We start from the raw sequence: 12185 nt of genomic DNA, 5'->3' as shown, positions 1-12185 counted from the left end.
ATGCACTTCGGGGTGTAGCTCAGCCTGGTAGAGCGTCTGCTTTGGGAGCAGAATGTCGTCAGTTCGAATCTGGCTACCCCGATACACAAAGAGCCGCCCCGTAGGGGAGGCTCTTTGTGTATATGTATGTAGCCAAGTGAGAACTGACGAAGTCAGTTCGATTAAAACCGGCGAGAGCGAAGCGAACAAGCCGGTTTTAAGCCTTGACTTGAGCGAAGCTCAAGCAAGCCCGAAGGGCAAAACACGAAATGAAATGAGTGTTTTGGCAATCTGGCTACCCCGATATTCAACCGAAGCCAGCGCAGGGCTCAAAAATTCACCAATGTTTGAACGGAGAGAAAATGAATGGTGGATTTTGAGCTGCACGCTTGCGTGCTGCCCGAAGGGCAAGCCGGGAAGTGAGCGAAGCGAAACCGAAGCCGGCGCAGCCAATCTGGCTACCCCAAGCATTTCCAATGCATATAAAAAAATCTACGCAGCCAACAGCTACGTAGATTTTTGTTGTTTGGGGGATATGCTTCTAATATAGTTATTCATTATTTTTGAAAATGAACTTTTTCTTCACTAAATGATATAACTGTATTGATTGTATTTTCTTCTATTCCACAATAGTTTTCATAATTTGACGATTGTGTCTATAATTCCCCAAATTCCGATTGCGATTTCCGATATTACAACAACCCAAAATAATACGGGATGAGCCCTTTTGTGGGCGAAACTACCATATTGCAGCGTAACACGCTTATCCATTAAACTGGAGCCTGCATAACAGAAAAAAGCTAGACTCCAAAAAAGCATGGCGCACTGTAGTCCCTTTTCCGTTCTTGAAGCTAATAAAATAAATCCAAACAAGGCTAGGATTAATCCAATTGCAGCAAGGGCCGATGATTTTGGGTGTGGCTTCTTTTGAAATTCTTCTTCTAATTTATTGTTTAATTCTTCGGTTGGAATCAAGTCGAGTTCTCGAATTCTATTTTCAACAATTTTCACCCGTTCTGGCGAGTCGTCCGCTTTGAATGGATCATCTCGGATGAGGCTAAGAATATCGTACAATTCCTCCAATGGGAGTTTACGAATCTTTTCTTCGTAATCTTTGAGATATTCTTGAGTGAACGGCATGCAGACAATATAACAAATAACGCAAAGTTGAAAGCCTACGTTACTAGTGTTGCCAAAAAAAGTCCGCTCGGAGGCGGACAAAAAATATTGTGGATAAACTTAAAGTGATTTTATATTGGAATCGCTTTACTTGAATACGGCTGTAAATTTGTTCTCCGATTCAGATGCTAGATCCACTATTCGTGGATTTTCTGTGTTGCCATCGGACCAGCCCGTAAAGACGGCACCGCTTTCAGTAATTGCAGTCAAGAGTATTTTGTTATTGCTGAAGAACTTGCTTTGATAATTCTTGCTCGGAAGCTTCATTCCGTCAACTTGTACTGAACCGCTCCCGCTTGCCGCGATGGTCACGGAGACTTCATCTTCGAGATCGAAATAGTCCGCCATTTCTTTCTTGATGGTTTCGCTGCGGTCCTTAGCATAGGCGATTAAGTCGTTTCCGCTCGGATTCCACTTGAAGTTTGCCTGCGTTCTCGGCCATCTCTGCTCGTCGCGTGATTGTTCCGAAGAGGGGATGGTCGCCATCATGGATTGCACCGTCTTTTGCACCTTTTCGTAAGTCAAGTAGCTGTTGAGCAAAATGCATGCGTTGTTGATGAACATCCGTTTGAAATCAGGATTGTCGAGGAGTTTTTTGAGCATTGTGCCAGGACCTGCCGTTGCTCCGCCGCCCATGCCGCCCCACATGCCGCCAGAGCCGCTGCTTCCGAGCACCCAAGTGAACATGTTTTGATTATCGACGTCAAAGCCGCTAATGCCCGGCGAGAAACCGAAACCGTGGTCCGTATCGAATGCAACGAACTTGAACGGGTATCCACCGCCGCCCCAGGCGCGTACGTTGTTTGTAGGCCAGTCGCCGTTGTGGAAATACATTTCAGCGAACATGTACTGGGCGAAGCTGTTGACATTGAGTTTTGATTTTAACTTTTCGTAGTTTTCGTTGTTCTCGCCTGCGTATTTTGTGCTGGTGATTTCGCTGTAAAGCTGCTGGTATTCTGTGACCGAGGAACCATTCGTGCCGCTGGCTTCGAGTTCCGTGCCCTTGATGTTGATCATGTTGATGGACTTGGCGTCTATGCCGTAATTCGTTTCGACAAAGTGCCTGTTCAAGCGTTCGCGCATGTCGTGAATGCCGAAGTATTCGCCGTTGTAGAACACCACCACTTGGCGGCTGCGCTGGTAATCCACGTCTGTGCCTTCCAAAAGGGATGTCATCATGGCGTCGCCGATGTAGTCCGTCCAAAAGCGGTTTCCGTTGTTGCGCAAGTTGAATGCCTTGATTTTCTTCGCTTCGGGACGCGTTTTGAACAAAGAATATTTCAGAATCTTGTCGCCGTAGAGGTCATTGTCCATCTTGATGGCGACGCTCTTTTTGGGCTTGTAGCGGCTCCAGTTTCCGATGATGGAAATGCCCGCATCGATTTCCCAGTTCTTGGTCTTGGACGAGCTGCCGTTTTCGAAAAATTCAACGTGGGCCGGGAGTTCCTTGTCGCTCCAGAAGTTCGCCTCTTTGCAGGGTTCGGTGCATTTGGGGTTGTTGTCGTCGGACACGTTATTGCCTCCACCCATGCCGCCCCACATGCCGCCTCCAAATCCGCCTCCGAATCCGCCGCCTGCTTTGCTGATGTTTCCTGTGGCGTAAAGTCCGTCAGTGGAATCGAACATGTCGTGGTGATTTACCGTAATGGCGACGACCGGCATCGAAACGCTTTCGTTGATGAAGTACGTCTGCGTCGTGGTATCCATCGCCTCTCCGTTCACGAATTCCGAACAGCGTACAACCGTGTTTTCGGTAATGTGCAAATCCTCTGCAATTTGTTCTGATTTGACAGTGGGGAAGGAACCGTCGAAGGTGCAGCGGATTTCGCCGCCTTTTTGCGGGGCTAGTGGTTCAATGGTGAGGCTAGAATAGAACCCTGCGGCAGGGAGTGCACTTGCCTTGGGCTTGTGGTTGTCGTTGTATTCCTTGAGGCCGCTCGATGAAGATTCTTGCAAAGAGGAGCTTGAAGGAACGGACGCGTTGGATGAAGGGAGAACTGTTGCGCTGCTAACAGGTGCTGCTGCACTGCTAGCCGGTGTTGCCGCACTAGAATTGACCTTCGCGGAACTCGAAAGTACCGTGGCGGAACTCGAAGGGGCTGCGACAGAACTTGAAGGGGCTTTGGCGGAACTGCTGGCCGGAATTGTAGAGCTAGAGAGGGGAAGGGCCGCGGATGAACCTGCTACTGCACCTGAACTTGCGGTGCTAATGGCGCTGGAACAGCTTGCACTGACTGTCGAATCGCTTGGAACCGTTGCACTTGAACTGTTTGCTTCGACATCCGTCGAATCTTTTGGCGCGACTTTGCTTGAACTGCTCAATACCTTTTCGCTTGTCGTGTCGGCTGAGCTTGAAACGCTCGACGAACTGGATTTTTTGCGGGATGTAGAAGATTTTGAATTAGAAGATTGTGTGCCGAGTTGGGACGGACTATTAGTATCTCCGGAACTGTCGGAATCAGGAGTTATAGCGCTGTCGCTGGATATTTCTTCGTTTTCTGCAAAAAAATCAATATCGGTCCCGTTGTCATCGGTGCAACCGTAAAAAATCATTCCAAATAATGCCAAAGCTAAATGTAGAGTTTTTCTCTGCATAAAACTCCCTTATATTTAAGGTACATCCTCACACCATTCATAATATATGCTGGTTTTTCGAATATAAGAGATTATTTTTTGATTTTTTTACAGTTTTTTGTTGTGAAAAATGAGAATATTATTGAGAACGTTGTAACTTTTTACCCCAAAATACGAAAAAAAGACCAATTCTTTTAGCAGAAGAAAAATGGCGGGCCGAAACCCGCCATTGTTATTTGAGTGTAATGGAAATTTTTAGCAGAAGAAATCTTTCCAGATCTGGTTGCCGAGTTCGCTTAGGCGGAGCTGGACTTTTTCAATTTGCTCGTGAAGCCCCTGGTCGATGATTTCTTCGATGGTGGTAAACGCAATGTCAGAACGCAACTTTCCCAAGAGGCGGATGGATTCTGCCTTGCTTTTTATGGGGTAGGCAATGTTTTTTAGGCATTGTTCCGCTTTTTCGAGGCAATAGCGCAAGGAACGCGGAAAATCTTCGGAGAGCAGAAGAAATTCCGCGACGTTATGCGGTGTCACATTCGAATTGCGACGGTGGAACATTTCGTATGCACCGACGCTCTTGAGAACGGCGTTCCACTGCACGGTATCGAGCGCCATGCCCACCATGCTCACATCCGGAAGCAAGATGTAGTACTTGACATCCAGAATACGCGAAGTCTGGTCGGCGCGTTCGAGCAATGTGCCGAGATGCGTGAAGTTCCAGGCGACATCGTGGTTCATCGTGCCCTGGATGATGCCTGCGGTGAGCTGGCTGAATTCCTTGACGCTATTGTAAAAAGCGTGTGGACCAGCCAATGCTTCTTTAGGCATTTCAGGATCGTTTAGTTTCAAGTAAAACTGGTTGATGGCAATCCACAGTTCCGAAGAAATTCTTTCGCGGACGCAGCGGGCGTTTTCACGGGCGGCCCCGACGCACGAAATGATGCTGTTCGGATTATCTTTATCGAATGTCAAGAACATGAGCGCGTTTTCGATGGAAACGTGCGCATATTTTTTGAAGAAGTCATCGGCGTTGCCTGCAATCTGAATTACCGGTTCCCAAGGGCGTTCTTCGCCGGGCAAATCCAGTTGCAGCTGAAGGTTCACATCGATGCTTCGCGCAACGTTTTCGGCGCGTTCAATATAGCGGGCGAGCCAATAAATGGAATTTGCGACTCTACTTAACATAATCTACTTCCTACTTTTAAATTCCTATTGTTGTTGCTGTTGTTGTTCCATCCAGAGTTTGGCTTGTCCGAGTTCCGGAGCCTTTTCGTTTTCGGCGATGACCCAAGTGTCCTTGCATCCGCCGCCCTGCGAACTGTTCACCACGATAGAACCCTTGCGGAGCGCTACGCGGGTAAGACCGCCGGGGAGAATGTAGGTCTCTCGCCCTTGCACGATGTAGGGGCGCAAGTCCACATGGCGACCTTCAAAACCGCCATCGACAATGCAAGGCACGCGGCTGAGCGAAATCATGGGCTGCGCAATGTAGTTACGTGGGTTCGCGATAATCTTGCTCTTGAATGCTTCGCATTCCTCCTTTGTCGATTTTGGACCGACGAGCATGCCGTAGCCACCGGATTCGCTGGCGGCTTTAACGACCATATTTTCAATGTGGTCCAAAACATGCTGCATGTGCTTTGGGTTCTCGCAAACGAATGTCGGCACATTCGGGATGATTGCCTCTTCGCCGAGATAGTACTTGATAATCTGCGGCACATAGGTGTAAATTGCCTTGTCGTCAGCGACGCCGCAACCGGGCGCTTTCGCAAGCGCTACGTTCCCCGCCTTGTAGGCTTCAATCAGTCCAGGCACGCCGAGGCAAGAATCCGGGCGGAAAACCTTCGGATCCAGGAATTCGTCATCGACACGACGGTAAATCACGTGAACCTGCTTGAGGCCGCGCGTCGTGCGGGCATAGACCTTCTTGTCTTGCACGACGAGGTCGTCGCCGGTCACGAGGTCCACGCCCATCTGCTGTGCCAAATAGGAATGTTCGTAGTACGCCGAATTGTAGATGCCGGGAGTCAACACCACGACCTTAGGCGATGCTGTTGAATCAGCCAAGTATTCCAATGCGTGGCGTAAGCGTGTGCAGTATTCGTCAACAGGGCGAATGGAGCAGTTGGAGAAAACCTGCGGGAATGTCCTCTTGAGAATCTGGCGGTTCTGCAACACGTACGAGACTCCACTCGGGCAACGCATGTTGTCTTCAAGCACATAGAATGTGCCATCGGTATCGCGCACAAGGTCAGTGCCGGTGATGTGCGCCCAGATTCCCTTGGGTGGCACAAAGCCTTCCATCTGCGCTCGGTAAGCGGTGCAGGTGTTGATGAGGCTTTCGGGAACGACCTTGTCACGCAAAATCTTGCGATCGTTGTAGATGTCAGTCAAAAAGCAGTTCAGCGCTTCTGTACGCTGTTTGAGGCCTGCTTCGAGGTGCTTCCAGTCGGCGGCGCTTACAATGCGAGGAATTACATCAAAGGGGATTATTTTGTCCTTGCCGTCCTTGTTGCCATAGACCGCAAATGTGATGCCGTTATCGTAAAATGCGGTTTCGGCAATTTTCTGGCGGCGTTGCAGTTCTCCTTCGGGGAGTTCGTTGATTTTTGTAAACAACGGCTCTGCAGCCGGGCGGGGAGTCCCATCCGGTAAGCAAAGCTCATCGTAAAAGCCTTCGGTATCGTAGTTTCCAAATTTCATGTTATGTTTCCTTATGCTTTTAAGTTAAACGTTCTCTTACTGTCATCCCGGCCGGAGCCTGTGCTGAGCGCAGTCGAAGTATGCCGGGATCGCCTTTCCCTGCTGGGGTCGCCTATTCCTTCACATCCACGTTTACGAACACTTTCAAGGTATGTTCGCCACCTCCGGTGATGACACCCTTTAACGGACTTACATCTCCAAAATCTCGACCCCACGCAAGTATGATATGCTCGCCCCCTCCTAGTACGTTGTTCGTAGGGTCTAGTTCCACCCAGCCATGGCCGGGCACGTAGGTGCTGACCCAAGCGTGTGTCGCGTCGGCTCCAACGAGTTTCGGTTGACCTTCAGGTGGGTGCGTTCGCAGATATCCGCTCACGTAACGGCAGGGGAGGTGCAGCGATCGCAAACAACCAATCATCAAGTGTGCAAAATCCTGACAAACTCCTTTTCGGCCTCGCAAAATTTCTTGCGGCTGAGCTCCGATTCTCGTTGCTCCCGGCGTGTATTTGCAGTCCGTATAAATTCTCGTCATTAGTTCGTATGCGGCGTCGAAAATCGGGCGGTTCGGCTCGAAACTTTCCAGTGCGTAGTTGCGGATGGATTCTTCGAACTTTGCGAAAGGAGAGGCGTAGGCGTACATTGCTGCATCTAGCGTTTCGTCGCTTGTTGGGCGTTTCAAAAGCTCTGCTACTTGTTCCCAAGGCATGGTATCGCTGGGGTTGGGCGGTTCTTCGGCCTGTACTTCTACAATCCCTGTCGTTTTGAATCTAAAGTGAGAGTGCTCCTGCTCAATGCTGAACGCCAAAACTTTGTTTCCGTAAATGTCGAGCCGTTCTTGCTGTATCGTCGGATTCGGTTCCACTTCGATGTTGTGGCTAATCCAATTCTGTCGGCAGACCGTTCGCGGAAGCATGTGGGCGAGGTGGTGGCTGTAAAGAACGGGTTGGCGGTAATCATAGGTGGTCTCGTGATTAATTTGGTAAATAGGCATTTTAAACCTCCGACACATCTGTAGTAGTGGCGTGAAAAACGCCTGCACGTGGAGCGTGGCTTAAGTAGAGTCTGCTTATGATCTCGGAAATCCGTTCAATAGAATTTATCTGTGTTTCTAGCAGTTTAATGAGGTTCTCCCTTTTGTTGTTCGTAGTTTCTGCAAGTTGTTCAATATTTGCAAGGCGAAGCTCGGCGAGGGTTCGCATCAGTTCGCGGTCCAATGGCGAAAACGTGGCTTCGCTCAAGTCGTTTCCGGGCAAGTGCTTTGTCGCTTTCCGTAGTTTTGCCACTTGGTAGGCGACGCTGCGCGGGTTGGATTCATCCGACAAAAGCAAGTCGATAATCGGCACGATTTGCAGACGGCCTCCGTAGCGGCGGTGGTACGTCATGAGTCCGTCGCCGATTTCAAGCACTGCTTGCAGCAAACGCAAATGAGTCATTTCGTCTTCGGGTGCAATCGAGAGCAAATCCTTGATCAGCTGCAAAGTGCGAATCGCACACTCGATTTCGCGACCGAGTTCCAAAAAACGCCATTCGTGGCCTCGCGTCATGGAGTCTGCCGCAAGCCCGGCCACTGCTGCGTTATCCGAAAGCACCTCCTTTAAGTAAGGCAATAGCGCTGCAGCTCCAGTACCTGCCGGTATTTCTGCAATTCCAAAGCCGTTCAGGTAAAGCCATAAATCCTCCGAAATTCGGTCCCGCAACTGCATGCCAAGTTCACGAATCTCTGTCAGCACACATTGCATGCCGTTCTTGTTGTCTTTGCGCAAGATAAAGTAACGGAGTGCGTTTTCGGGGTCTTGCATAAGTCTTGGCTGCGATTCGTCTGTAAGTCCTGCTTTCAGTATCCACGGCAGTTCCGGCATGTCCATCCAAGACTCGTCCGAAAGCCTTACTGCAATGCCTCTTGCAATACGTGCCATCATGTTCGACGCGGACAAGTCTCGCCCCAGACGGAACAGATTCTCAGCCGCACGGCTCGGCAAGTCGCCCCCAGCTCTCGACGGCGTGATAGACTGCCCCGCTGGTGCGAGAAGCGAAAAGTTTGCTACAGTTTTTTCAGAAAGTACCCAAATATCTTTTTCTCCAAGTCCATTGTCCAAAATTCCAAGTCCGCCCGGCATCACCGATGTTTCCTTTGCTGTGTTGACCGCAAAGAACCGCATCAGCGCAATCGCTGGAGTGAATTCCCCGCGGTAGGCATAAACCGTGGCGAGATTCATTGCTTTTTCGGCCACCCATTGTTCTGGCGATTCTTCTACAGCTTGCAACAGCGCGAGTTGTGCAGTCGTGGTCATGGACGCATAAGCTTTGGGTTCAGTTTCTTTAAAGCATTCTGCATCGCGAAATGCCTTTCTGAAAATCCATTTTTCAGGTTCGGCAAACACGCGCTCTGCATCGGTTGCATTCCCGAGCCAAAGCGTTTCCATATCACGCAACAGCAGCTCTTCGCCCAAAAGCTCACGGCAAATCTCCGGCAAGAACGGCTTGAACATCGGCGTTTCCAAAACTCCAGTCCCCAAGAAGTTTGCGATGGCGATGTTGCCTGCACGAACTGCACTGATCAAGCCCACGGCCCCTTCGCCGCTGTCGATACGCAATTCCAACGGATCGCACATGCCGTCTTCTACTCTGCGGAAAATGGTTCCGATTTTTTTGAGACCCATGAGCGCTTTCATATAAACTTGCATATTGCGGATTGCGAGGTCGTCGTTTTCGACAAGCGGTATTCCCAAGTAGCGCGCAATCACGGCATCTTCGGCACGTCGTGGGTTGTCTGGACTCGATGCCAAAAGTACCACTTTGCCAGTCTCGCCTTCACCTCCTATTTTTTTGTGCATTGCGTCAAGGCCGTCTCGCATTTTTTTGAAAAATCCAGCCAGCCGTTCCGTGCGCATGCTGCGGAAAAGTTCCGGGAACGCACGGCTTACGCCAATGCGGTTTTCGAGCGCACGGCCTAAACCTTCGGGAACTTGAAAGTGGTCTGCAATCGCCACGAACGATCCGTCTTCGAGCCTAGCCACGTCGGTTGAAGCCAAGTTTACGAAAATGCCGCCGACCGGTCGAGCCTTCCACACCACTTGCAAAAAATCTGGATTTGCAAACAAGAGTGCAGCGGGCAATTTGCCTTCTTTCCAAAGACGTTGTTCGCCATAAATATCGCTTGCCAACGCATTGAAAAGTTTAGCCCTTTGGGCAACCCCTGCTTCAATAATCTTCCAATCATCAGTCGAAATCACCAACGGGAGCGGGTCGGTTCCTTTGTGGCTAAAGCTCATGCTCGACGAAAGGTCATTCTCGTCGAGGACGTTGTGCAAACGCCTACAGCGGTGTTCAAATTCCACATTCGACATAGACGAAATGGACTTGATAAAAAAATCTTTTGTCTCTACATGTTCCATACATTTTTGAAAAAGCAATAAGTGTGCCAATAATGAGTGTTGGCGTTTATACGTGTTTTTAGAACACTTTTGTTACAATTTTTGTTCTTTTTACAAATTTTGATTGTAATAAGGAGCTGTTATTTATTGTTTTATATGGTTTTTCAGCCTTGCTATGCTGTAAAATGCATAAAAAAGAGTGGTTTTTCTTCGTTCAGATATTTTGGCACGATTTTTGCAAAAAACATCGCGGAGACTTTTAAAATTATGAATACTGCTGAAGTTTTAATCAAATCCCTCGAAAGTGAGGGGGTCAAGTACATTTTTGGAATCCCCGGTGAAGAAACCTTGGAACTGATGGAAGCGATTAAAAAGTCGTCCATCAAGTTCATTACTGTGCGTCACGAACAGGGGGCAGCTTTCATGGCCGATGTCTATGGACGTTTGACGGGGAAGGCGGGTGTGTGCCTTTCGACGCTTGGGCCTGGCGCTACAAATCTTGTCACGGGTGTTGCTGATGCAAACTCCGACGGCGCTCCGCTCATAGCCCTTACAGGACAGGTGGGCACAGAACGTATGCATTTGACGAGCCATCAATATTTGGACTTGGTGAACATGTTTACGCCGATTACCAAGCGCAGTAAGCAGGTTGTCCGTCCGGATACGGTGAACGAGATTGTGCGTATCGCGTTCAAGTATGCCGAAATGGAAAAGCCCGGTGCATGCCATATCGACTTGCCGTGCAACATTGCCGCCATGGAAGTGGTGGGCGAGGTGGCGCAGACTCCGCTAAAGCACCATCGTGAAAACACTGTGTATGCAAGTACAGATGCGATTCTTGCGGCGGGTAGTGTCTTTGCGAAGGCCAAGCGTCCTGTCGTTCTCGTGGGGCATTCTGCCGTGCGAAATCATGCGTCCGAGGCGTTGAGGTTGTTCGTATCTTCGTCTAAAATACCCGTGGTCTGCACCATGATGGCGAAAGGCGTGATTCCTTCTTGTGAAAAATATTTCATGGGGTGTATCGGCATGCCGCAAAGGGATTATCCGAACATCGTCATGGAGCAGGCGGATCTTGTAATTGCTGTGGGCTATGACGTCGTGGAATATGCGCCTGCCAAGTGGAACCCGAATGGCGATAAGATGATTATCCACATCGACGAAACTCCGAACCATGTGAATAAATTTTACCAGCCCGAAGAAGAAATCATTGGCGATATTTCTGCGTCCCTGGATGCGTTGGGCAGCGTTTGTCCCAACACTTGGGAACCTGAATGGGCTTTGCAAATTCGTGAATTGATGGTTGCTGACCATTCTCGCTACGATCACGATACGACATTTCCGCCAACGCCGCAGAAAGTGCTGCACGACATCCGGCTTGTCTTGGATGACGATGACATCTTGATATCGGACGTGGGCGCTCACAAAATGTGGATTGCGCGGCAATACAATTGCGACCATCCGAACACTTGCATTATTTCTAACGGCTTTGCGACCATGGGAATTGCTGTGCCCGGCGCGATTGCTGCAAAGCTTTTGAACCCCAAGAAAAAAGTCTTGGCGGTCACAGGCGACGGTGGCTTTATGATGAATAGTCAGGAACTCGAAACGGCTTACCGCGAAGGAATCCCGTTTGTGACGTTGATTTTTACTGATGGCTGCTACGGCCTCATCAAGTGGAAACAGGAAGAACGCTACGGTGATGATTTCGCAGTCCGGTTCACCAATCCGGATTTCGTGAAGTATGCAGAGTCCATGCACTTGAAAGGCTACCGCATTGAACGCACCGAAGATTTGCCGAGCACATTGAGGGAGGCGTTCCGTCAGAAAGTTCCAAGCATTATCGAATGCCCGGTGGATTATTCCGCGAACATGGAAATCACGAATTACTTGAAAAACCTCAATATATAGGAGAGAAATATGGGATACATCAACACCCTTTTTACGGGACAGTCAGAGGCTTCTGGCGATGCCGTATCTGAATCCTCCCGATTCCTTTCCATCGACAGCATTTCAGGCCATCCTGCGGTTTACCGCTACTTGAAAACCTATGGAAAGGTCGAGAACGAAAAACTACAGAAACAAAACTATTGACCACTCCACTCCATAACCAAAGAACCGCCGGTAGCAATACCGACGGTTTCTTTTTGAATCACTCATGCTGTCACCCCGGCCTTTGTGCCGGGGCCTGCATTTATCTTCCAGTGCCTTGCTCCTCGCATCGATAAAAGAAACCCCGCTGTTTTCCGCGGGGCATTTCTTCTTTTTGATTCTATCGCCTCTTCAAGTCTCCAGATGACATGTCACCCTGGAGGCCGTAGGCCGATAGGGTCCATTATTTCTCGCACTTGCGTTTGTTCCGAGGCCGACATTCGCATT

9 protein-coding genes and 1 tRNA gene are annotated in these 12185 nt (G+C 49.4%); 4 read left to right on the top strand and 6 right to left on the bottom strand.

The annotated features are described in order from the left end of the window. Window positions 1-8 precede the first annotated feature (8 nt). Window positions 9-82 (top strand) — tRNA-Pro (locus IKG78_RS12960). A gap of 54 nt (window positions 83-136) precedes the next feature. After that, window positions 137-529 carry a hypothetical protein gene (locus tag IKG78_RS12955; RefSeq protein ID WP_290944142.1) on the top strand — a complete coding sequence of 131 codons (393 nt, stop codon included), beginning with the start codon at window positions 137-139 and terminating at the stop codon, window positions 527-529. A gap of 86 nt (window positions 530-615) precedes the next feature. Here the strand turns inward: IKG78_RS12955 and IKG78_RS12950 are convergent, their stop codons facing one another. From IKG78_RS12950 to IKG78_RS12925, 6 genes are all read right to left on the bottom strand, one after another. Next, window positions 616-1119 carry a hypothetical protein gene (locus IKG78_RS12950; RefSeq protein WP_290944139.1) on the bottom strand — a complete coding sequence of 168 codons (504 nt, stop codon included), beginning with the start codon at window positions 1117-1119 and terminating at the stop codon, window positions 616-618. A gap of 126 nt (window positions 1120-1245) precedes the next feature. After that, window positions 1246-3711 (bottom strand): CotH kinase family protein, encoded by a 2466-nt coding sequence (locus IKG78_RS12945; RefSeq protein ID WP_290944137.1) that lies wholly within the window; start codon window positions 3709-3711, stop codon window positions 1246-1248. A 276-nt stretch (window positions 3712-3987) separates the two neighbouring features. Next, window positions 3988-4917: an alpha-E domain-containing protein gene (locus IKG78_RS12940; protein ID WP_290944135.1), complete on the bottom strand. Its 930-nt coding sequence runs from the start codon at window positions 4915-4917 to the stop codon at window positions 3988-3990. Window positions 4918-4941: 24 nt separating this feature from the next. Next, window positions 4942-6435 carry a circularly permuted type 2 ATP-grasp protein gene (locus IKG78_RS12935; RefSeq protein WP_290944133.1) on the bottom strand — a complete coding sequence of 498 codons (1494 nt, stop codon included), beginning with the start codon at window positions 6433-6435 and terminating at the stop codon, window positions 4942-4944. Between the two features lie 112 nt (window positions 6436-6547). Next, window positions 6548-7426, bottom strand: a complete 879-nt coding sequence (locus tag IKG78_RS12930; protein ID WP_290944131.1) for a transglutaminase family protein — start codon at window positions 7424-7426, stop codon at window positions 6548-6550. Window position 7427: 1 nt separating this feature from the next. After that, on the bottom strand, window positions 7428-9830 hold the full coding sequence (locus IKG78_RS12925; RefSeq protein ID WP_290944129.1) for a circularly permuted type 2 ATP-grasp protein: 2403 nt from the start codon (window positions 9828-9830) through the stop codon (window positions 7428-7430). 246 nt (window positions 9831-10076) lie between these two features. Here IKG78_RS12925 and IKG78_RS12920 point away from each other — a divergent pair, with 246 nt between their 5' ends. Both IKG78_RS12920 and IKG78_RS12915 read left to right on the top strand, forming a co-directional pair. After that, window positions 10077-11717 (top strand): acetolactate synthase large subunit, encoded by a 1641-nt coding sequence (locus IKG78_RS12920; protein WP_290944127.1) that lies wholly within the window; start codon window positions 10077-10079, stop codon window positions 11715-11717. A gap of 9 nt (window positions 11718-11726) precedes the next feature. Beyond that, window positions 11727-11900, top strand: coding sequence for a hypothetical protein (locus IKG78_RS12915; protein WP_290944125.1), 174 nt, complete (start codon window positions 11727-11729; stop codon window positions 11898-11900). Window positions 11901-12185: the final 285 nt, after the last annotated feature.

This window comes from Fibrobacter sp., assembly GCF_017545445.1.
GTDB lineage: Bacteria > Fibrobacterota > Fibrobacteria > Fibrobacterales > Fibrobacteraceae > Fibrobacter.
This window is presented reverse-complemented; position numbering and strand designations above follow the sequence as displayed.

Coding starts and splice junctions, on each gene's coding strand:
- IKG78_RS12945 (WP_290944137.1), bottom strand. CDS start 3,711: ATGATTTTTTACGGTTGCACCGATGACAACGGGACCGATATTGATTTT.
- IKG78_RS12930 (WP_290944131.1), bottom strand. CDS start 7,426: ATGCCTATTTACCAAATTAATCACGAGACCACCTATGATTACCGCCAA.
- IKG78_RS12925 (WP_290944129.1), bottom strand. CDS start 9,830: ATGGAACATGTAGAGACAAAAGATTTTTTTATCAAGTCCATTTCGTCT.
- IKG78_RS12920 (WP_290944127.1), top strand. CDS start 10,077: ATGAATACTGCTGAAGTTTTAATCAAATCCCTCGAAAGTGAGGGGGTC.
- IKG78_RS12935 (WP_290944133.1), bottom strand. CDS start 6,435: ATGAAATTTGGAAACTACGATACCGAAGGCTTTTACGATGAGCTTTGC.
- IKG78_RS12940 (WP_290944135.1), bottom strand. CDS start 4,917: ATGTTAAGTAGAGTCGCAAATTCCATTTATTGGCTCGCCCGCTATATT.
- IKG78_RS12950 (WP_290944139.1), bottom strand. CDS start 1,119: ATGCCGTTCACTCAAGAATATCTCAAAGATTACGAAGAAAAGATTCGT.
- IKG78_RS12915 (WP_290944125.1), top strand. CDS start 11,727: ATGGGATACATCAACACCCTTTTTACGGGACAGTCAGAGGCTTCTGGC.